This window comes from Streptomyces sp. NPDC058195 (genome assembly GCF_042883525.1).
In the GTDB taxonomy this organism is placed as follows: Bacteria; Actinomycetota; Actinomycetes; order Streptomycetales; family Streptomycetaceae; genus Streptomyces.
The window spans coordinates 28763-49415 of record NZ_JBHVVM010000018.1 but is presented as its reverse complement, the minus strand read 5'-3'; the positions used below and the strand labels follow the sequence as shown (position 1 = coordinate 49415).

Annotated in this window: 19 protein-coding genes; 9 read left to right on the top strand and 10 right to left on the bottom strand. The window is 72.1% G+C overall.

Annotation, left to right across the window (positions count from 1 at the left end; translation table 11 throughout):
• Positions 1 to 5: 5 nt before the first annotated feature.
• From ACFVWY_RS22420 to ACFVWY_RS22410, 3 genes are read right to left on the bottom strand one after another with little or no spacing between them, the layout of a single operon-like run.
• Positions 6 to 872, bottom strand: coding sequence for an ABC transporter ATP-binding protein (locus ACFVWY_RS22420; RefSeq protein WP_389875177.1), 867 nt, complete (start codon positions 870 to 872; stop codon positions 6 to 8).
• Positions 869 to 1957 carry a FecCD family ABC transporter permease gene (locus ACFVWY_RS22415; protein ID WP_389875174.1) on the bottom strand — a complete coding sequence of 363 codons (1089 nt, stop codon included), beginning with the start codon at positions 1955 to 1957 and terminating at the stop codon, positions 869 to 871. The genes ACFVWY_RS22420 and ACFVWY_RS22415 overlap by 4 nt, the downstream gene beginning before the upstream one ends.
• Positions 1954 to 2964, bottom strand: coding sequence for a FecCD family ABC transporter permease (locus ACFVWY_RS22410; RefSeq protein WP_389875172.1), 1011 nt, complete (start codon positions 2962 to 2964; stop codon positions 1954 to 1956). The genes ACFVWY_RS22415 and ACFVWY_RS22410 overlap by 4 nt, the downstream gene beginning before the upstream one ends.
• Before the next feature lie 231 nt (positions 2965 to 3195).
• Here ACFVWY_RS22410 and ACFVWY_RS22405 point away from each other — a divergent pair, with 231 nt between their 5' ends.
• Entirely contained in the window at positions 3196 to 3828 is a 633-nt protein-coding gene (locus tag ACFVWY_RS22405) for an HAD family hydrolase (RefSeq protein WP_389875170.1), read from the top strand.
• Positions 3829 to 3933: 105 nt separating this feature from the next.
• Here ACFVWY_RS22405 and ACFVWY_RS22400 read toward each other — a convergent pair whose 3' ends face one another.
• Positions 3934 to 4542, bottom strand: a complete 609-nt coding sequence (locus ACFVWY_RS22400) for a TetR/AcrR family transcriptional regulator (RefSeq protein WP_389875168.1) — start codon at positions 4540 to 4542, stop codon at positions 3934 to 3936.
• A 139-nt stretch (positions 4543 to 4681) separates the two neighbouring features.
• Here ACFVWY_RS22400 and ACFVWY_RS22395 point away from each other — a divergent pair, with 139 nt between their 5' ends.
• A complete protein-coding gene (locus ACFVWY_RS22395; RefSeq protein WP_389875165.1) occupies positions 4682 to 5488 on the top strand; it encodes an alpha/beta fold hydrolase in 807 nt (268 codons plus the stop codon).
• 317 nt (positions 5489 to 5805) lie between these two features.
• On the opposite strand, the gene ACFVWY_RS22390 is transcribed toward ACFVWY_RS22395, so the two are convergent.
• Entirely contained in the window at positions 5806 to 6123 is a 318-nt protein-coding gene (locus ACFVWY_RS22390; RefSeq protein WP_389875163.1) for a peptidase inhibitor family I36 protein, read from the bottom strand.
• A gap of 1367 nt (positions 6124 to 7490) precedes the next feature.
• On the opposite strand from ACFVWY_RS22390, the gene ACFVWY_RS22385 reads away from it, so the two are divergent.
• The 6 genes from ACFVWY_RS22385 to ACFVWY_RS22360 all read left to right on the top strand — a co-directional run bounded on the left by ACFVWY_RS22385 (position 7491) and on the right by ACFVWY_RS22360 (position 14678).
• Positions 7491 to 8258, top strand: coding sequence for a hypothetical protein (locus tag ACFVWY_RS22385; RefSeq protein WP_389875161.1), 768 nt, complete (start codon positions 7491 to 7493; stop codon positions 8256 to 8258).
• A complete protein-coding gene (locus ACFVWY_RS22380; protein WP_389875158.1) occupies positions 8255 to 9151 on the top strand; it encodes a homocysteine S-methyltransferase family protein in 897 nt (298 codons plus the stop codon). Before ACFVWY_RS22385 ends, ACFVWY_RS22380 begins: the two co-directional genes overlap by 4 nt.
• Complete coding sequence (locus ACFVWY_RS22375) at positions 9148 to 11007, top strand: B12-binding domain-containing radical SAM protein (protein WP_389875153.1); 1860 nt, start codon at positions 9148 to 9150, stop codon at positions 11005 to 11007. Before ACFVWY_RS22380 ends, ACFVWY_RS22375 begins: the two co-directional genes overlap by 4 nt.
• Positions 11004 to 12086 carry a peptidogalycan biosysnthesis protein gene (locus ACFVWY_RS22370; protein ID WP_389875150.1) on the top strand — a complete coding sequence of 361 codons (1083 nt, stop codon included), beginning with the start codon at positions 11004 to 11006 and terminating at the stop codon, positions 12084 to 12086. Before ACFVWY_RS22375 ends, ACFVWY_RS22370 begins: the two co-directional genes overlap by 4 nt.
• A 61-nt stretch (positions 12087 to 12147) precedes the next feature.
• Entirely contained in the window at positions 12148 to 13377 is a 1230-nt protein-coding gene (locus ACFVWY_RS22365; RefSeq protein ID WP_389875147.1) for an acetyl-CoA carboxylase biotin carboxylase subunit family protein, read from the top strand.
• Complete coding sequence (locus ACFVWY_RS22360; RefSeq protein WP_389875144.1) at positions 13374 to 14678, top strand: MFS transporter; 1305 nt, start codon at positions 13374 to 13376, stop codon at positions 14676 to 14678. Before ACFVWY_RS22365 ends, ACFVWY_RS22360 begins: the two co-directional genes overlap by 4 nt.
• 154 nt (positions 14679 to 14832) lie before the next feature.
• Here the strand turns inward: ACFVWY_RS22360 and ACFVWY_RS22355 are convergent, their stop codons facing one another.
• Both ACFVWY_RS22355 and ACFVWY_RS22350 read right to left on the bottom strand, forming a co-directional pair.
• A complete protein-coding gene (locus ACFVWY_RS22355) occupies positions 14833 to 15702 on the bottom strand; it encodes a S1 family peptidase (protein ID WP_389875142.1) in 870 nt (289 codons plus the stop codon).
• Positions 15703 to 15829: 127 nt separating this feature from the next.
• Entirely contained in the window at positions 15830 to 16495 is a 666-nt protein-coding gene (locus ACFVWY_RS22350; protein ID WP_389875140.1) for a DUF4232 domain-containing protein, read from the bottom strand.
• A 260-nt stretch (positions 16496 to 16755) separates the two neighbouring features.
• Here ACFVWY_RS22350 and ACFVWY_RS22345 point away from each other — a divergent pair, with 260 nt between their 5' ends.
• Positions 16756 to 17487, top strand: coding sequence for a DUF4097 domain-containing protein (locus ACFVWY_RS22345; RefSeq protein ID WP_389875138.1), 732 nt, complete (start codon positions 16756 to 16758; stop codon positions 17485 to 17487).
• Between the two features lie 208 nt (positions 17488 to 17695).
• Here the strand turns inward: ACFVWY_RS22345 and ACFVWY_RS22340 are convergent, their stop codons facing one another.
• The 3 genes from ACFVWY_RS22340 to sigJ form a co-directional block, all read right to left on the bottom strand.
• Positions 17696 to 18265, bottom strand: a complete 570-nt coding sequence (locus tag ACFVWY_RS22340) for a suppressor of fused domain protein (protein ID WP_389875135.1) — start codon at positions 18263 to 18265, stop codon at positions 17696 to 17698.
• 270 nt (positions 18266 to 18535) lie between these two features.
• Entirely contained in the window at positions 18536 to 19690 is a 1155-nt protein-coding gene (locus ACFVWY_RS22335) for an NAD(P)/FAD-dependent oxidoreductase (protein ID WP_389875133.1), read from the bottom strand.
• A gap of 66 nt (positions 19691 to 19756) precedes the next feature.
• The gene (gene sigJ / locus ACFVWY_RS22330) at positions 19757 to 20614 is read right to left on the bottom strand and encodes an RNA polymerase sigma factor SigJ (RefSeq protein ID WP_389875401.1); all 858 of its coding nucleotides are present in this window, start codon (positions 20612 to 20614) and stop codon (positions 19757 to 19759) included.
• Positions 20615 to 20653 lie beyond the last annotated feature (39 nt).

The window sequence follows — 20653 nt, the reverse complement described above, 5'->3', positions numbered from 1 at the left end:
GGGCTTCAGGCCGCCGGACCGGGCTGCCAGGGCGCCCCGGGCACCACCAGCGGCGAACCGGTCACCGGATCCGGGACGATCACCGCCTCCAGGCCGAAGACCTCGCGTACGAGTCCGGCCGTGACGACGTCCTCCGGGCGGCCCTCGGCGACGATCCGGCCCGCCTTCATGGCGACCAGGTGGTCGGCGTACCGGGCGGCCTGGTTGAGGTCGTGGAGCACGGTGATCACGGTCCGGCCCCGGGCGCCGTCCGCCGCCGGGGCGGTGAGGCGGCGCACCAGGTCCAGGACCTCCACCTGGTGCGCGATGTCGAGGTAGGTGGTCGGCTCGTCGAGCAGCAGCAGATCCGTCTCCTGGGCGAGCGCCATCGCGATCCACACCCGCTGGCGCTGCCCGCCGGACAGCTCGTCCACGGACCGTGCGCCGAGCGCGGTGATGTCCGTGCGCTCCATCGCGTCCGTCACCGCCCGCTCGTCCTCGTCCGACCACTGCTGCCACCAGTGCTGGTGCGGCTGGCGCCCGCGCGCGACGAGGTCGCTGACGGTGATCGCCTCCGGGGCCACCGGGGTCTGCGGCAGCAGCCCGATGGACTGGGCGATCTTCCGGGTGGGGATCTTCGACAGCTCGGTGCCGTCGAGGAGGACCGCGCCGCCGCGCGGCTTGAGGAGGCGGCCGAGCGCGCGCAGGGTGGTCGACTTGCCGCAGGCGTTCGGGCCGACGATGACGGTGACCCGCCCGTCCGGCACGGTGAGGTCCAGTTCGTGGACGACGGTGCGGTCCTCGTACGAGAGCGTCAGCTCCCGGGCGGTGAGCCGGCCGGTCGCCGGGAGCGGGGCGTGGGCCGGGGCCTCGGACGTACGGGTCGAAGTCATGCTGTGCCTCCACTGCGGCCGCGACCGCCACCCTGACCGCGGATGATCAGCCAGATCAGATACGGGGCGCCGACCGCCGCCGTCAGTACGCCCACCGGAAGTTCGGTGGGTGAGAAGAGCCTGCGCGCCAGCAGGTCCGCGCACACCACGATGACCGCGCCGAGCAGCGCCGAGCAGAGCAGCGGGATCTGTGCGGTGCGCGTCATCCGGCGGGCGATCTGCGGCGCGAGCAGCGCCACGAAGTCCACCGGCCCGGCCGTCCCGGTCGCCACCGACGCCAGGACGACGCCGAGCGCGACCAGCCCCAGCCGCACCCGGCCGAGCCGCACCCCGAGCGCGGTCGCGGTGTCGTCGTCCATCGAGACGGTGCGCTGGGCGCGGGCCGCCCACAGCACGGCGGGCAGCAGGATCAGCAGCGTCCAGAGCAGCGGGGCGGCCTCGGCCCAGCCGCGGCCGTTGAGTGAGCCGGTCATCCAGATCTTGGCCTGCTGGGCGACCAGGTAGTCGCCCTTCGTCAGGAACAGGGTGGTGACCGAGCGCAGCGCGATCGCGAAGCCGATGCCGATGAGGACGAAGCGGGTGGCGTGCAGCCCCCCGCGCCAGGCGAAGACGTACACCAGGGCCGCCGCCAGCACCCCGCCGATCACGGAGAGGTACGGCAGCACGGTGTACGAGGTGATGCCGAAGGTCATCGCGCCGACCGTGAGCGCGCTCGCGCCCTGGCTGATCCCGATGATGTCGGGGCTGGCGAGGGGGTTGCGGGCGACGGTCTGGATCAGCGCCCCGGCGATCCCGAAGGCGACGCCGACCAGCAGCCCGGTCGTCATCCGGGGCAGTCGCAGCGTGCCGACGACCAGCTCGTCGGGGGACGGCTGCCCCAGCAGCACCTTCACGACCTCGCCGGGAGCCACGAAGCTCTCGCCGACGCACAGGTAGGCGACGCAGACGAGGGCGAGCGCCACCACGAGCGCGGCGGCGACCAGCGCGGCCCGCCGGTGCAGCAGGAACCGGCCCCGCGCCCCGATCCGTACGACGTGGTACCCGGCGGGACGCACCCGTACCGGCACCGCGGCCTTGGCGCTCATGCGGGCACCGCCTTCCGGCGTACGAGGGTGACCAGGAACGGGACGCCGATCAGTGCCGTCATCACACCCGCCGGGACCTCGCTCGGCGGGAAGACGACACGGCCGATCACATCGGAGACCAGCAGCATCACGGGCCCGATCAGCGCGGCCATCGGCAGCACCCAGCGGTGGTCGGTGCCGACGACGGCGCGGGCGATGTGCGGGACGGCGAGCCCGATGAACGCGATCGGCCCGGCCGCCGCGACTCCGACCCCGGTCAGCACGGTGGCGCCGATACCGCCGACGATCCGTACCGTCGCGACGTTCTGCCCGAGCCCCTTCGCGACGTCCTCGCCGAGTGCCAGCGCGTCGAGGCCGCGGGCCACCGACAGCACGAGCACCGTGCCGATCAGCAGGAACGGCCAGACCTGGCCCGCGACCACGGCCTCGCGCCCGCCGAGCGAGCCGACCTGCCAGAAGCGGAACTCGTCGAGCGCGGACGCCTTCGTCGTCAGCACCGCCGAGGTCACCGAGACCAGCAGCGCGTTGATGGCGGCCCCGCCGAGCGCGAGCTTCACCGGGGTGGCTCCGCCGCGCCCGCTCGACGCGATCGCGTACACCGCGACGGAGGCGATCGCCGCCCCCGCGAAGGCGAACCACACGTACCCGGTCAGGGTGTGGACCCCGGCGAACGCGATGGCCAGCACCACCCCCACCGAGGCGCCCTGGCTGACCCCGAGGATGCCGGGGTCGGCGATGGGGTTGCGGGTGATGCCCTGGAGCACCGTCCCGGCGAGGGCCAGCGCGACGCCGACCATCAGACCGATCAGGGTGCGCGGCACGCGCATGTTCCGTATGACTTCGGCGTTGTCGGAGTGCCCGCCGTGCAGCAGGGCGTCGAAGACTTCGGCCGGGGGTATGGAACGGGCCCCCACGGCCAGGCTGAGGAGGACCGCCACCAGCAGCGCCACGACGGCCGCCGCCGTCGCGAGAGCGCGTCTGGAGCGGCGTGGAGCGGCGGCTGGCATCGGACCCAATCACGTGGCGAAGAGCAGTGGCGAAGAACGGTGGCGCGGAACAAACGGCTGAGAACATCGCAAAGGTAAGCCTTGGCTAAGTCTAAGCACCGCCGTTCCGGGGCCCGAGGCCCGCACCCGGCTTCCGTATCCGGCTTCCTCATCCGGGGCTCCGGCGCCTGGTTCCCGCGCCGGGCTTCCGCACCCGGCTTCCGCGCCCGGTGAGAGGCGACAATGGGCACCATGCCCTCACGCCCCCCGCGCCCCCTGACGGTCGGATTCGACCTCGACATGACCCTCATCGACTCCCGCCCCGGCATCAAGGCCACCTACCTGGCGCTCTCCGCCGAGACCGGCACGCCGATCGACGCCGATCTGGTGGTGAGCAGACTGGGGCCGCCGGTCGAGGACGAGCTCGGGAACTGGTTCCCGGCCGAGTCCGTTCCCGCCGTCGCCGACCGCTACCGCGCGCTCTACCCCGCGTACGCCATAGCCCCGACCCCGGCGCTCCCGGGCGCCCGCGAGTCGGTCGAGGCGATCCGCGCCCGGGGCGGCCGGACCGTGGTCGTCACCGCCAAGTACGGCCCGAGCGCCGAACTCCACCTGGCCCACCTCGGGATCGAACCCGACGCGGTCATCGGCGGCCTGTGGGCCGAGGCCAAGGCCCGCGCCCTGCGCGAGCACGGCGCGCACGTCTACGTCGGTGACCACACCGGCGACGTACGCGGCGCCCGTACCGCGGGCGCGCTCTCGGTCGGCGTCACCACGGGCCCCTGCGACGCACGGGAACTCCGCGAGGAGGGCGCGGACGTCATCCTCCCGTCCCTGACGGACTTCCCGGCCTGGCTGAAGACGTACGAGGCTCAGGCGCGGTAGCACGTACGGGGCGCACGGCGGTGCCGTACGTACGAGGCTCAGGCCCGAGCCGCGCGAGGCTCAGGCGTGCGAGGCTCAGACGCGGGCGGCTCAGACGCGGGCGGCTCAGGCGTAGGCGGCGAGGAAGGCGCGGACGCCGCCGACCGCCCAGCGGTCGAGGTCGGCCTCGCTGTGCCGGGCGGCGCCGTGGAACATGGCCTGGTTCACCGGGATCCACAGCAGCAGCCCGGCGAAGTGGTGGGCGGCCAGCTCCGGATCGTCGGCCTTGAGCAGCCCCTGTTCGGTGAGGCGCCGGAAGGTGGCCGCCAGGGTGGCCAGGACCCGCTCGAAGCCCTGTTCGTACCAGTTCGCGCCCAGCTCGGGGAAGGTGTCGGCGTTGGCGATGATCAGGCGGCGCAGCTGGATCACCTGGGGCTGGGTGAGGGCCGTCAGGAACTGGCGGGCGAGACGGGTCAGGTTCTCGTCCAGCGCGTCGGCCTCGACGGGGATGTCGGCCACCAGGTCGACCATGGCGTCGACGCGATGGGTGGTGGCCAGCACGATCTCCGCGAACAGCCGCTCCTTGTCGGCGAAGTGCTTGTAGACGGTCTGCTTGGACACCGCGGCGCGCTTCGCGATGTCGTCCATGCTCGTCCCCGCGTACCCCTTGTCGAGGAACACGGTGGTCGCGGCGTCCAGGATCGCCTGGTGCTTGCGCTCTGACCGGCTGTCCATCGTCGGCTCCCTCTCTCGGTCCAGTCCACCGCCCCCGCAGAAGGGTACTGGACCGACCAGTACCGATGTGAGTACTGTACCGTCCAGTTCCGTGGCTGCGAGGACTCCGCCCCGCGCCGCACGTCGATGGGGGTTGTACATGAACCAGGTTTTCTCGGCCGACGGCACGGCGATCGCCTTCGAGCGGCAGGGTTCGGGCCCCGTGGTGGTGCTCGTCGGCGGCGCCTTCATGACCCGCGGCGATTCCGCCGAGCTCGCCGGGCTGCTGGCCGGGCACTTCACGGTGCTCACGTACGACCGCCGGGGCCGCGGTGACAGCGGCGACGCTCCGACGTACGACGTGCGGCGGGAGATCGAGGACCTCGACGCGCTGATCGGGGGTCCGGGCGGCGGGTCGGCCATGGTCTTCGGCATGTCCTCGGGCGCGGTCCTCGCGCTGGAGGCCACCGCCTCCGGCAGCGCCGTGTCCCGGCTCGCGCTGTACGAGCCGCCGTTCATCACCGACGGCAGCCGCCCGCCGCTGCCCGCCGACTACGTGGAGCACCTGACGGAGCTCGTGGGCCGCGAGGCGTACGGGGACGCCGCGGCCTACTTCATGACGGCGGCGATCGGCCTGCCGGACGAGGCTGTCGCGGGCATGCGGCAGGCCCCGTTCTGGGCGGGCATGGAAGCGGTCGCCCGCACCCTCCCCTACGACGGCCAGGTCATGGGCGCCACCATGTCCGGCCGCCCCCTGCCGCTCGGCCGCTGGGCGTCCGTGACCGTGCCCGTCCTCGTCGGCAGCGGAGACGCGGGCGCCCCGCACATGCTGACCGGCGCCCGGGAACTCGCGGCGGCGGGCGCCAGCTTCACGCTCCGGGTCTTCCCGGGCGAGGAGCACACCATCGCCCCGAAGACCCTGGCCCCGGCCCTCACCGCCTTCTTCGCCGGGCGGCCCGAGGCGTGAGACGCGGGCCGGGCGGGCTGCGGCGGCGTGCGGGCCGCGGAGCCCGCGCGGTCCGCACGCCGCACGCCGTGCCCCGCTCCGCGACGGCGACGGCGCCGGGTCCGGGGGCGAAGAGGAGCCGGACCGGAAGGCATCCGTGGCCCGGGGCCGCCCTCCACCGCGACGGGGGCGAACCGCTCACCGCCCCGGCGCCGCCACGTCGCGCATCTCGCCCGGACCGAACGCCGAAGGCGTCCGTGCCGGACAGGGCGAACGCTCCCGCGGGACGGTCACCGTCCCCGCGGGAGCGTTCACCTGCCGTGCGGTGACTCAGCCGGTCAGCACTCCCCGCCCCACGTGGCGTAGTTCATGGTCATCTTGCCGCTGCGGAAGGAGTGCCCGTTGGAGTCCGGCGGGTAGTGGAGACAGCCCGTCGAGTACTGTCCGCCCGCCCACGTGACCTTGTAGCGGATGTGGTCCGCGCCGGGATAGGACACCCCGTTGTTGATGATGGACAGGCCGTTGGACGACGCCAGGTTCGCCAGGTTGCCCGTCGACTTCCACTTCGGGGCGCCCGAGTAGTTCGAGTTGTCCCAGACGCAGACGTACCCGCGCGGGCAGTCGCCCGCCGCCGCTGACGCGGACGGCGCGAGCATGAGTCCCGCCGTGGCCAGGCTCAGAGATGCCGCGGCAGTGGCCGCGATCCTCCGCAGGTTCTTCTTGATGGCCTTCCCCTTTCCCGCTTACTCCCGTGGTGCTTCCGGAATCAGCATGCGGCGGTACGGGCGGCATCCGCGCGACGTTGTGGACCGGGCCAAAACGTCGGGCCCGGGGCCGCGGCAGGCGCGCTCGCGCAGGCCGTGGTCCGGGAGGGGCCGATGCGTCCCACCGGCGTCGGAGGGGGCGGCGGCAGGAGGGTGAGGCGGTGGCGCGGGAGCGTCACCGGGGGCGCGTGAGGGGGTGCGGGAGGCGGGAGGGGCGGGGAAATCTCTCCGGAATCGCCCTTCCGGTGTCCGGCCGACTGCCCGTACCGAAAGGAATCCTCATCACGGTATGCCCCGAATGAGGGCCTCCTGGTGCGACGGGCAATACGCGGCGAGTTCTCTCAATTTATTACCGTCTATTCCGTGCACGTGCACGGAATTAGTAGACCTTCCTCCGCTTATCGGGGTGATCCTGAAGCCAGGAATGGCTTAAAAGATGTTGCTCTGGCTTCAGGGCACACGTAATCTCAGCCGAAGTGATCACCGGCGCCTCGCCATTCCTCGATCAAGTCAAGGAGATGCTCCAATGACTCTGGTAGTAGCCACGCAGCCAGCCTCCGCGTAGGCGGAAGGGGCCGAGAAGCGGCCCGGGGGCCCAAGGCTCCTCTGATGCGGCCCAGTTCCTGCAAGGAGTTCTCGGAGGATCTCGCAGGGGAACCTCCGTGCGGCAGTGATGGGCTCCGGGCTCCTCCGGCAAAAGGAGCCGACAGGGGATGCTTGTGCTCATGGGTTCCAAGCGGCTCAGTACCGGCCTGTGAGTCCCTGTTCGATCGGGTCGACTCATTCCTTCTTGTTGTCGTGACCAACTCTTCCAGCTTCTGATTTCCGGGATTTCGATCCGACCTCGGGCTGCTCTGCCACCCGTACTCCGCATCGGCGGAGTCGGCAGTGCTCCGGGGCGGAGTGCCGGTCATGTTCCAGGTCAATGGCGGCGCATATAGCCTGCGCCGCACGTCGGCCTTTTCGTTTTTCTGTGCCCGGTGGTGAACGGGCATTTTTCCCATCGGAAACCGATGTGTTGGGGGCTTTCGTATGCGGATCGCGCCGCGGCGTGATCCGTGGAATTCGTATGAGCCTGTTCGTGGGCGCCGGGGCGTTGCCCCGGCGTTGATGTGACGGCGGGCTGGCAGCCGCTCGCGCCGGATCCCGCCGCTGAGGTGGGTCGACGGTCGCGGAGCGGGGCGCGGGAAGGGGTGCTGTCCCGTGTGCCGGTCACGCCATCGAGGCGGTTCTCGGGCACGAGATCAGGGAGGGCTTTGATGAGTGTCGATGTCCGACAAGTTGCGGAAAGATATGCGCGTGATGCGGGACTGGGTTCCGCTACAGGTCTTCCGGAGGTGCGTAAGGCAGGTGTTCCGGACCGGCTGGTGCGCGATATAGCGGACCGGTTTGCACGTCAGCAGCATCAGCCCAATGAACCCCAGGCCCGAAGCCAGTATCTTCGTATGGCGCACGAGGCGCAGGCCCAGTTCCTCTGCATGGTCGAGGCCGGGGTCCGAGTCCGTTTCTTCCGCGGCGAGGGGCAGCCCTACGAAACGTCCGAGCAGCTCTTTGCCGCCATGGACGCGGGCGAGGACCTGTATATATACCCCACGGAGAACGGGCACGGGCCCGAGGGGTCCGAAGACCCGGACAACCCTCTGCTGCTCCCGGCCGGAATCGATATCGACGGTGAGCCCGCGCTTCACAACGATATTCTGCGGGCCACGCACGACTACTTCGGGCACTATCTTGTGCGGGCCCCCTTCAACCTCCGCGGGGAGCTGCGCGTGGGGTACTCGCACCTCGGAATTTTCTCACCCGAGATACACCGGGCCGTGCTGAATGAATTCGTCGGCCAGATATCGTGGTTCTATTACGGACCTCATGTGCGGCGACCCGACGGGTCGGTTCCGCGCCGGGGCGAGGCTGACTGGATCGCGCCCGCCGAGCGCCCCTTCGCGGATCAGAAAATCAACCTGATGCCCGCTGCGTGGGTGGACGAATTCCTGGCCTGGGGTGCCGGAGAGCCGAGCGTGATGGCATGAGCGCCCGACCTCGCATTCTGGACGGTGGCACCGCCACCGGGCTCCAGGCCGCCGGGTTCCCGATGGTCGAGCCCTGGCTGACCAGCGCTGCCCTGCGTGACGCGGCGGGGCTGGACGCGCTGGTGCGGATCCACGCTTCCTTCCTGGAGAGCGGCAGCTCCGTCGTCACCGCCAACACCTTCCGCGCCAACACCCGCGCCCTTGAGCGGATGGGAGTCCCCCAGGAGCAGCGCGCCGCGTACGTACGAAGGGCCGTCGCCTGCACCCTGCGGGCCCGGGACGAGGCCGGCCGGCCGGACGTCCTGGTCGCGGCCTCGGTCGCCCCCGTGGAGGACTGCTACACCCCCGCCCTCACCCCGGACAGCGGGGCCCTGCTGGCGGAGCACCGCTGGATGGCGGCGGCCCTGGCGGACTCGGGTGCCGATCTGGTCCTCGTCGAGACGCAGTGCACGCGGCGCGAGGCGGTGATCGCCGTCGAGGCGGCGGTCGCGCGCGGGCTCGTCCCGTGGGTGAGCTTCGTGGTGGCCGAGGACGGGGCGCTCCCCGACGGTGTCCCGCTGCGTGCGGCGGCACGGGCCTGTGTGGAGGCCGGGGCGCGTGCCGTGTCCGCGAACTGCCTCCCGCTGGCGGCTGTGGCACCCGCGCTGGAACGCCTCTGCGGCCTCGGCGTCCCCGTCGGCGTCTATCCCAATCTGGAGGACCGGGAGGCGCTCGACGAGTGGGAGCACAGCACGCACACGCTCCCGCCCGCCCTCTCCCCCCCGGCCTTCGCGGACCTGGCGGACGCCTGGGCCCGTACCTACGACCTGGACTTCATCGGCGGCTGCTGCGGAACGGCCCCCGAACACATCAGGGCCCTTGCGGCCACGTGGCAAGAGGAGGACGCGGCATGACGGTACTCCCGATACGCGCGAGCTTCGGCGGGCGCTTCAGCCTCGGTGCCCCCGGCACCGTTACCGTGACCGGCCCGGCGGACGAAGCCTCCCTGCGGGCCCGGCGCCAGAGGCTCCAGGACGAGATGAGGACCAGCGGATACGAGAACGCCCCCGCCGTGCGCGGGTTCGGCGTCCTGTCCGTGCTCGCTCCCGTCATCACCGACGAGATCAACGACGTCGCCTACCCCGGTGACCCGATGGCGCTCTACTCGGCCCTGAGCTACCCCATGGTCAGGGCCACCGCCTCCTTCACCGACCCGTTCGGCCCCGGTGACGTCTACAACGACCTCTGCCCGCTGTGGCCGCGCCTCCCCGACAAGTCCGAGCGCCCCGACCTGAGCCGGCGGGCCGAGAGCGAGGTGCGCACCACGGACGACACCGTCTTCGACCCCCGGACCTGGACGCCGGGAGTCCGCGACGCGTTCGTCTCGCTGCTGCGCCGCCGCGCCCCGTCGGTGGTCCTGATCAGCGCCGTCTCACCGGCGCACCGCTATGCCCTGGAAATGGCCTCGCTGGTCAAGGAGGTCTGCCCCACGGCACTGGTGGTGCTCGGCGGCAGGCACGCGGACGAGACCGTTCGCCAGGAGCAGGAGGGTGTCCGCCTCGCGCCCAGTGCCACGGTCCCCGGGCCTTCGGCGTCCGGCGAGGAGACCGTGCCCCCGCCGGTCGACATCGTGGTCAGCGGAGACGGCGGCCCTCTGCTCGACCTGCTGCTTCGCGCGGTGGCCCGTTGCATGGACCTGTCCGACCGGGTCGCCGCGCCTGACGCGGTCGCCGCCGAACTGGAGACGATGTCCGCCGAGGGAGGGCAGGAGTTCGGCCGGGGCCGCATCCTGGTCCGTACCCCGGGGCACTGGGCGGCGTTCCAGGTCGAGGGGCAGCCGGTCCCGGTGGACGACGAGCCGTCCCCGTACGCGCCCTTCCTCATCCGTTCCCAGTTCCCGATCTTCACGACCGCTGACGGGTCCGTCGCCCGCTGTGCCCACGTCCTGGTCTCGGGCACCTGCCCCATGCGATGTACGTTCTGCTCCGAGTCCGCCCTGCTGAGCCAGGTCCGACGCCCCGTGGCGGGAGACGCGGAACGCATGGTGGAGCGGCTGACCGAGTACGCCGGGTACGGCGCCGGGGCCGCGTTCTTCGACGACTCCATCTTCTGGTCCGGCTCCTGGCCCCGCATACGGGAGTTCTGCGCCCGCCTCGGTGAGGCGCGGGGGACCTCCCGGGACCTGGCCACGCTGCAGTGGGGTGCCCAGCTCACCGTCGACGTGCTCACCGGTCCCAAGGCGGAGATCGTGCGCGCGGGGCTGGCGGAGATGCGTGAGGCGGGGTGCACCTACATCTACGTCGGCATCGAGAGCATGTCCGAGCAGGTGATGCGGCACGTCCACAAGAACGTCCGCCGCGGCACGCCGTGGAAGGAGCGCGTCCGCACCGCGCTGGGCATGCTGGGCGAGGCCGGCATCCGCGTCGGCAGTTCGGTGCTGTTCGGGCTCGACGGTGAGGACGAGAGCAGCATCGGCGAGACCATCGAGGAAGTCGGCCGGCTGATCGACGAGGGCTACCTCATGCTGGCCAGCCCGAACATCCTGACCTACCACCCGGGTACGGAGATCACACGGCGACACGAGATGGAGGACCGGCTCGACTACGCTTCCCAGGGTGTCGAAGTGGAGCCGCCCTACTCCTACTTCGAGGAGGCGTACCCCGGTGTGGTCTCCCGGCTGCTGACCGAGGAGAACATCTGGCGCATTCACCGGGAGACGCAGCAGAGGTGGGGGCGGGTGCGCAACGGAGGGGAACAGGTGGCGATGTGACGGTCAAGGAGTACGGGACGGCCGAGGAGCTGTCCCGGGACTACTGGAGCGCGGACCCGTCCGACCCGCGGGCCACGCGTGCCTGGCTCACGGCGAACCGCTGGCCCGGTGACGGTGTGCGCTTCCTGGAGGTGCCCGAGGCGGGCGCCGTCTGCGCGGTCCGCGTCCAGGACGACCACGCGGGCTTCGCCCGGCTGAACTCCACGCTCGTCGCCGCCGGTGCGGGGCGCGACGTGGAACAGCCCGACCGCGACCTCGCGGCGGCGCGCGCGGAAGGGACCGCCCAGCTCAACGTGTGCGCCCTCGGGTACGGGCCCTCCGTCTTCGCCCTGCGGGACGGCGAGATCGACGCGCCTGCCCTGGTGGACGCCCTGGAGGAGTACGCGGCCGGACAGGGGCGGCTCCTGGCCTTCCTCCACCTGGACGAGGAGAGCCCGGTACTGCCCTGCCTGCGGGAGCGCGGCTGGAGCACGGGGGTCACGGACCGCTACTACCGGATCGAGGATGTCGGGGCCGACGAGGACGCCTTCCTCGCACGCTTCTCCGGCGACCGCCGCCGACGGATCCGCCGTGAGCTGGAGGCCCTGGAACGCTCGGGGGCGACCGCGGAGATCCGGCAGGGCGACGTGGGGCCGGAGATCCAGCGGGAGGTCGCCGAGCTGGAGGCGTACGCCGACGAGAAGCACGGCATCGTCGGCGACCCGGCCCGGCTGCTGCGGGTCAACGAGCGGATGCAACGCGCGTTCGGCGAGCGGTACTTCGTCACGCTGGTGCGCGATGACCAGGGGCGGGCCGTCGCCAGCTCGACCGGTGCGGTCGGCCGCCGCGACGTCCTGCTGCGCATGGTCGGTCTCGGCCCCGGCAGCGAGGACGACGGCGCCTATTTCCACGTCGCGTACTACCTGCTGATGGAGCTGGCCCGGATGAACGGCGCGTCGAACGTGCTCCTCAGCACCGGAACGGCCACCCCCAAGCTGCGCAGGGGCGCCACGGCCCGGCCCTTGCTGAGCGCCGTACCGGGTCGCGCCCCGGCCCACACGTCACTACTGCGCCGCACGGACGCCGCCCTCGCGCTCTGAGCGCGCCGGGCGCGGCGGAGAAAACCCCCTTCGACATCTCCAGCAAAGGAAACAGGTCGCCTTGAACACACGTCCCACCGTCCTGGTCATCGGCATCGGACCGCTGCGCGAGCGCTTCTTCGCGGTGGCCGAGCGGCGCGGAGTCGACACCATCCTCGTGGACGAGACGGCCTACTCCCGTTACGACCGCCTCGCCACGGAGAACCACGCCTGGCAGCTGACGGACCACCAGAACCCCGGCGCCGACGCGCAGTTGCTCGACCAGTACGCGGGCCGGGTCGACGGGGTCCTCGCCTTCAACGACTGGGGTACGCGCATAGCCGCCCGCCTCGCGCTGGAGTGGGGGCTGCCCGGTGCGGGCGCCTCCGTGGCCAAGGGCCTGGCGGACAAGGCCGAAGTGCGCAGCCGGCTCGCCGGCTCGGGGGCGGAGCTGCCGTTCGTGCTCACCGCGGACCCCTCCGAGGCCGCCGGGCTGCTGCGCGGCTCGCCGTCGGGCGAGGTCATCGTCAAGCCGGTCGACGGCGCCGCCAGTCTCGGCATCCGGCGGGTGTCCGACGCCCAGGACCTCCCCGACGCGCTGACCGCGGTGCTCGGTACGACGGGGCAGCCGATGGCCCTCGTGGAGCACTTCGTCCCGGGGCCCGAGCTGTCCCTGGAGGCCGTGGTCACGGGGGGCCGCACCGTGTTCGTCGGCGTGACCGAGAAGACCTGCACCGCCCCGCCCTCGTTCGTCGAGACCCGCCACGTCGTCGACCCCGCCGTCCAGCAGGCCCTGGAGCCCTCTGCGCGGCGGTTCGTCGAGACGGTGGTCGGCGCCCTTGGGCTCGACAGCGCTGTTCTCCATCTGGAGGCCAAGCGCGACGGCGACCGCTGGCAGCTCATCGAGGTGGCCTTCCGGCCCGCGGGCGGGCTCATCAGCGATGTCCTGCTCCGCGCCCTGGGCGTCGACCTGTACGACGCCGCCCTCTCCGTCGCCCTCGGGGACGCGGAGCCCGTACGCCCCCGGGCGGGACACGCGTCCCAGGTGTCCGCCGTGGAGTTCGTGGCCGGGACGGGCACCGTCGCGGACGCCCCCACGGTGCGGGACGTGCGCCACGGGCTGTCGCTCGTCTCCCACGCGGAGCGGCTGCTCACGCCCGGGACGACGCTGGAGAGCGTGGCCGCCAACTGGTGGCGGGCCGGGTACGTGCTGGGGAGCGGCCCCGGCCGCGGGGCGCTGCTCGCCCAGCTCGGGGAGGCGAACCAGCGGCTGCTGGACGTGCTGGGGCTGAACCGGATCCCCGACGCATGAGCCGGACGGGCGGGCCGCTGCCCCGCCTCTTCGTGGCCGCGATGATCGTCGACGCCCTGGGCTCGGGCATGTTCATGCCCTTCGCGCTGCTGTACTTCGTGCGCGTCCAGGACCTCACCGTCGGCTCCGTCGGTGCCACCCTCACCGCCACGAACGTGGCGCTGATCGTGACGAGCGCGGCGCTGGGAAGCCTGGTGCAGCGGGTGGGCACGCTGCGCTCGCTGCTGCTCGGCAACGCCGTGCGCGCCCCGCTGTTCGCGTTCTACGTGGTGGCGCTGCCCCCGGCGGTGGCCATGGGCGCGCTCGTGCTGTCCGCGGTCCTGGACAAGGCGGCCTGGGTCTCGCTCGGGGCGACCATCGCCCGCCTGGCGCGCGGGGCGGCGGCGCGGCGCGCGTTCAGCCTGGTGAGCTGGGCGCGGAACATCGGCTTGTGCCTGGGATCCCTGGTGGGCGGCCTGCTGGCATCGTCCAGCAGCTCCACCGGGCTGCGGGCGATCGCCCTGGTCAACGCGGTGAGCTTCGCGGCCACCGCGGTGCTGCTGCTGCGTCTGCGGACACCGCCGGAGGCCGGGGCGGGCGAGCAGCCGGCTGCGTCACGGCCGACGACCGCGGCCCGGCCCGGGGACACCACCGGTCCTGAGGCGGAGTCCGGGGCGCGGGGCGGCTTGGGGGATGCGGGGGCGAAGAAGGGGGCCCAGAGCCTTCGGGTGCTGAGACTTCCGGGATTCGCCCTGCTCAGCGCCGCCAAGACCTGCTTCACGGTGTGCGCGACGGTCGTGTCGATGTTCACCGGCATCTACTTGCTGGACGAGGCTCAGCTGCCCGGATGGGCCGTCGGCACCGTCCTGGCCCTGAACGGCGCGCTGGTCGTGCTGTTCCAGCAGCCGCTGGTCAAGCGGACCGCGGACAGCCCGGCGCCCCGCATGATGGCGCTGGGAGGCGTCCTGTACGCCGTGGCGGGCGGGGGATTCGCTCTCGTGGCGTCGTTGGGCGACGCGCAGCTGCCCGTGATCGCCGCGCTGGTCGCGATGACCGTCTACACCCTCGGCGAGATCGTCATCGCCCCCGCCAGCGACGGCTTCGCCGCCGACCTCGCCGAGCCCGGCAACGAAGCACCCTGCATGGCGGTGTACCAGGCGTCCTGGTCCATCGCCTCCGTCGTCGTGCCCGCGGCCGGAGCCTGGCTGCTGCTGGCCCCGGGCCCCGTCCTCTGGGTCGTCTTCGCCGCGGTGGCCCTCGTGGGGGCGCTGCTCAGCGCGGCCCTGGAAGGGGGGCGCGCGCGGCAGCGGGTGCCGGCCTGAGCCGACCCGCCGGGCCGTCAGCCGGGTACGGAAGGGGGAACGCGGCGTCCCGGCAGAGGAGTCGGCCTACGCGCCCCGCCCCGTCGGACGGCCGCGGCGGGCTCCCGGGCCGCGCCGGGCGAAGGCTCAGCGCCGCGTCACGGCATCGGGGGAGTCACCCTCGCTGCGGGCTTCGCGGTGCCGTGTGGCCGGCGTGGACGGCACGGTGGGTCTTCATGGTCTTGTTGATCCAGCCCGCGTACGCGGGGGCGCTGCTGTAGAGGCCGGGGCCCTGCGAGCACGGTACGCCGGGGGCGCCGGGGCCCGAGGTGACGCCGATCAGTTCCCAGCGGCCGTTTCGGCCCTTGATGATCTGCGGTCCGCCGGAGTCGCCGAAGCAGGCCATGGCATCGGCTTTGGTGGTGATGGTGCACAGGCGGGTGCGGTCGGCGTAGCCGGGCGCGCACTCGGACGCGGCGCCCCGGCGCGTGTCCAGCTCCTGGAGCCGGTCGGGGAACGCGAACTCGGTGTCGACGGTGGTGCCGAAGCCGAGCAGCCGGGTCGGGGCGCCGGGCTTTCCGGGCTGCCCGGCGATCCTGACGGGCTGCTGGGAGACGGGGCGGTCCAGGCGGACCAGCGCGATGTCGTTCTTGTTGGCGAACTTGTTGTCGCCGTTCACATAACCGGGGTGGACGAAGGCCCGGTCGATGGTGCGGACGGTGCCGCCGGACGTGCGGTGCTCACTGCCGACGCGCACGATGCCGTCCAGTTCGAGCCCCTCGCCCTGCACGCAGTGGGCCGCCGTCAGCACCCACTGCCGGTCGATGAGCGACGCCCCGCAGTTGCCCTCCTCCAGGCCCTGCGTGGGGGCCGACATCGGGATGACCGCCATGAACGGGTAACTCTCGCTGGAATCCGCGCCGTTGACGATGGCGGAGGCGCTGCCGGCCATGGCGGTGGCGCAGAGCGCGGCGGCGAGCGCGCCGACGGCGGCGGTCCGGACGGTACGACGACGGCGGGGGCGGGACGGGGAGGAACTGAACACGGAGGGGCCCTTACCTGCTTGGTGGATCCTTACGTGTCCAGCCTCGCCGCCCGGGGCTTGTCCGCCCATCCGGACAACCGGCCGACCGGGGGTGAGGTTAACCCCCGCCCCGCTCCCGGCCGGGAGCTCAGTCGAAGGGGACGGCGTCGGCGGGGGAGGTGTGCCAGTTGGTGACGACGGGGGAGTCGACCGTGAAGGCGCCGACCTTCAGGGACTCCGGGTTCGGGTCGGCGCTGCCGACGGCGACGATGATGCTGTCCAGCTCCTTGCCGCCGTCCGTGTTGGTGGTCTTCGGGTTCACCCCGGCGTACGCGGTGGTGTTCCCGCGCAGCGTGATCGCCTCGCCGACGGACTGCTCGGCCGGGCCCGCCTCGGTGCCGTCGGAGCCGAACGCCACGGTCGGGAGGGCGGCCGGGAGGGTGCAGGTGATGCCGGACTTGGCCTTGGCCATGACCAGGATGTATCCGCCCGCCTGGGTCTCGGACCTGGTGCTCCAGGAGAGGTCGTTGGCGCCGCAGACCTGGCCGACCTGCTCGCGCTTCCCGTTGCCGGTGTCCACGCCGGAGCCCTTGTCCGCCCCGCCGGAGCCCTGGTCGGCGGCCTTGTCCGTGCCCTTTCCGCTGCTCGCGTCGGACGAGCCGGACGGGGTGGACGGGGTGGCGGACGCGGAGCTCCGCGCGGCACCGTTGTCCGTGGCCCCGTCCGCCTCCGTGTCCTGGCATGCCGTCATCAGCATGGCGCCGCCCACGAGGACCGCGGAGAGGAGGAAGGCCTTGCGACGGTTGCCGGACATGAGGGAACCCCTTGGTGATCGGTGACGTGAGGCCGACGCGGCATCGGCTGCGTGCGGTGCTGCTTGCCTGATCACTATGAGGGGGTCACGCGGCGCGGGGATACGGGAGTCTTCGTACCAGGACGCCGCTGTCACGGACCAGTTACATGATCACGGTGAGGACAGCCCGCGGCCGGGCCCGGGGGTTTACCCCATGGCTGCCCGCTTGCGGCCGCTATAGCGTCGTGGACCGTTGGGTTCGAAGAACTGGGGGACATGTGATGCGTCAGGGACTCCGCGGCCTCGGGACGTTAACGGCGGCCACGCTCGCGGTCGGCGGACTCTCCGCGTGCGGTCTGGTCATGGGCGAGACCACCGAGGACGCCAGCACCTTGTCCGGGAGGATCACCGCCGTACGGCTGGACAACAAGTCGGGCGGTGTCACGGTCAACGGCACCGAGGGCGGCGGGAAGCCGTCCCTGCGGCGGGAGATCACCTACCGGGGCGAGCGGCCCACGGGTGCCACCCACCGGATCGAGAACGGCGTGCTGGTCCTCGGTGGCTGTGGCAGCGGCTGCTCGGTCCGCTACACCGTCGACGTACCCGCGGGCACCCCGGTGAGCGGGAAGGTGTCGAACGGCAGCATCCACCTGTCCGGGGTGGGTGCGGTGAAGGTGACCACCGGATCCGGGCGCATCGAGATGAACGGCGTCACCGGGACGGTGGAGGCCGAGAACACCAACGGCAAGATCACCGGGGAGAACATCAGGGGCGCGCGCATCCGGGCCCGGTCCACCAACGGCGCGATCACCCTGACGTCGGTGACGGCGGCGGACGTGCAGGCCACGACGACCAACGGGGATGTCACCCTGACCGTGCCGAAGGCCGACTACGACGTGACGGCGAGCACGGTGAACGGCGACCGGACCATCGACGTCGCCCACTCCCCGTCGGCCGCGCACCGGCTCGGGCTGCGCAGCACCAACGGGGACGTCACCGTCAGGAACCCCTGACCGGCCCCGGCCCCGGCCCCGGTCACGGGATCGGGTTCGGGTTCGGGTTCGGGCGCAGGTCCTGGTTCAGGTTCTGGAGTGGATGCGCGCCGAGTGACGGCCGAGGGTGCCGGGGCGACGCGGGAAGCCGCCCCGGACCGAGCGGTGACCGGGCAGCAGCCGCCGTTCCCCATGAGCCGCCGCTGCCGGGGGCGCGGGCGTTCCTGGATCAGACCGCGGGGCGGCGCAGCACGTCGGCGGGCTCCCAGTCCCTCTTCCAGAAGGCTTCGAGCCCGTGCTCGTTGATGAACTGCCGCTCGACCTCGTGGATGGGGTACATCCCCTGGACGTTGATCACGTCATGGCCTTCGTGTCCAGGAACGGAGACGTCGATGCCCAGGTAGTCGTCGCTGGCGAGGACCATCGGCGCGAACACGCAGAATGCCGTCAGCTCCGACTCGGGCGTGATGCGCTCTCCGAAGTCGATGGTGCTGCCGTAGGTGAAGGGGCAGGTGCCCCGGAGCTGCTCGGCGAGGTAGCCCACCGCGTGGGCCCAGATCACGTCGGCCGTGTTCACGCTGAGGCAGAGTTCCGGCGAGCCGTGCTGCCAGTCCGGGTGCTCTGCCAGCGACAAGCCGTAGGTGAGCGCCGTGAGGAACCCGTCCGGCAGGTCGTCGTACACGATCTCCGTCACGCCCGGCAGCCCCTGCCTGGTCGACTCGACGGGGAAGAACCGGGGCTCCCGTCCCCCGGAAAGCCGATCAAGATGGGCGAGGTACTTCTCTGCGCGACTGGCCATGTGCTGAGCCTGCACGATCGCTCACCCGCGCACCCCACCGGGTGCCGTCCCCAGCGGCGCTCCGCAGCAGGTCCACAGAAGGAGAGGCCGAGCCGGAACCCGGGACCGGACAGCGGCTGTTCACCCCCTCCGGCCGTGTCGGCGCACGCAGGCGCAGGCGCAGGCGCAGACGTACACGAACCCGGCCGGGCCTGACGGTGATCAGGCCCGGCAGGGGAGCCGGGGAGCCGGGGCCGTGGCGGTCCGGCGGGGAGCCGCGTCTCCGGGGATTCACACGCCGGGGGCGGCGCTCTCCTCGTCGCGGGGGAAGAAGGGGAGTTCGACGCGGACGCGGTCGGCGGCGGCGAGGATGCGCTCAGCGTCGTCGACCGGCGGGTGGATCGCCCGGTTGATCCGCTGCTTGATGTCCGCGCCCCCGGCGCCCGACGCCATGACCTTGCGGTCCCAGCCCCGGGTGAAGAGGGCACCGGCGGCGCCCAGGTCCAGGCAGGTGACGTACGGGCCGGGGGCGAACGGGCGCAGCGGCAGGCGGAGCAGGTCGGCTGCCGCGTTGTAGCCGGCGACCTTGCCGAGCGGGGTGGCGTGCTGGCAGGCCTGCATGACGGTGTGCTCCGCGTCGAACGCCGCGGCGGCGGTGTCCCCGGCGGCGAACACGTCGGGAAGGGTACGCAGCCACTGGTCCACCGGTACCCGGCCGAGGTGGTCGAGATCGTCGCGGATCTGCCGGGTGAGCGCGCTGGCCCTGATGCCCGCGGACCAGACGACCGTGTCCGTCTCGACCGTGGTGCCATCGGACAGGACGGCGCAGCCGTCGCCGACCTCCGTCACGGTCGTCCCGAGGCGGCACTCGATACCCAGCTCGTCCAGCGCCGCCTCGATCTCCCGGCGCGGCCCCGGGCCGAGCTGGTCACCGACGGCTTGCGACCGGTCCACCAGCAGCACCCGGCCCCGGGCGGCCAGCGCGGTCGCGGCCTCCAGGCCGACGAACCCGGCGCCGACGACCACGACCGGGCAGTCCGGCCGGTCACGCACATGGCGGGCGAGCCGCACGGCCCCGTCCAGGGTGTCGATGTCGAAGAGCCGTTCAGCGCCGGGCAGGTCCCGGGGCCGGACGAGTGCGCTGCCCGCCGCCAGCACGAGGCGGTCGTAGCCGGTCTCCTGGCCGTCGGCCACCACCACGCGGCGGTCGGTGTCGATCGTCTGCACGTGAGCCCGCAGGTGCGCGACGCCGATCGGTCCCAGGATCCTGCTGAGCTCCACCTTGGCCAGGTCCGGATCGGGCTCGTACAGACGCGGCCGCAGCACCATGTGCTCGTTCGGCGCGATGAGCGTGATGCGCAGGCTGGCGTCCCCGCGCGCCAGCGCCGCTCCCGCCGCGCTCCACACGCCCGCGAAACCGCCCCCGATGATCACCACGTGTGCCATCGTCCTTGTCCTCTCTCGTTCCCCCCGAGGGATCAGGAGGTTCGCCAGGGAGACAGGACAGCGCGGTCAGATGTGACCGAGGCGGGCCAGCTTCTCGGGATTGACCAGTCTCCTGAACACCGTGATCCGCCCGTCGGCGATCTCGACCGTGTCGAGCCAGACCAGCGTGCCGCCACGGTAGGTCGCCAGGGCCGGCTGCCCGTTCACCTCGATGAGCCGGAACGCGTCGGGACGCCTGATCTCGGTCTGCCTGACCGCCAGCAGGGCGATCGTCCCGGCGCCCCGGACCGGCCTGCGCGCCGCGGTCGCCCTGCCGCCGCCATCAGCGAGGTAGACGGCCTCGGGGTGCAACAGCTCGACGAGCTCGGCGATGCCGCCCGCGTCGGCAGCCGCCTTGAACGCCTTGAGGACGCGTTCGGTCTCGGCCCGCGGTGCCCGCGGCAGCTCCTTGACGGCGGCGACCCGCGCCCGCGCGCGGGACGCGAGCTTGCGGGCGGCCGAGGGCGTACCGCAGAGCATCCCGGCGATCCGGTCGAACGGGAAGCCGAAGACGTCATGCAGCACGAGCGCGACACGCTCGGCGGGAGTGAGCGTCTCCATGACCAGCAGCATCGCGGTGCCCACCGAATCGTCCACGAGCACCTGGGCGGAGGCATCGGGCCCGGTCAGCAGCGGTTCGGGCAGCCAGGGCCCCACATAGGTCTCGCGCCGGACGCGGGCCGACTTCAGCACGTTGTAGGACGTCCGGGCGGCCACGGTCACCAGCCAGGCCCGCAGATCCCGCACCTGAGACAGGTCGGCGGCAGCCGCGCGCAGCCAGACTTCCTGCGTCACGTCCTCGGCTTCGGCCACGGTGCCCAGGATCCGGTAGGCCGCCCCGAAGACCGCGGGGCGATGCGCCGCCCATGCGGCCTCCTCCACCATGCCGGTCAGCTCCACTCCCAGCCTCCTGCCCTCTCGGAT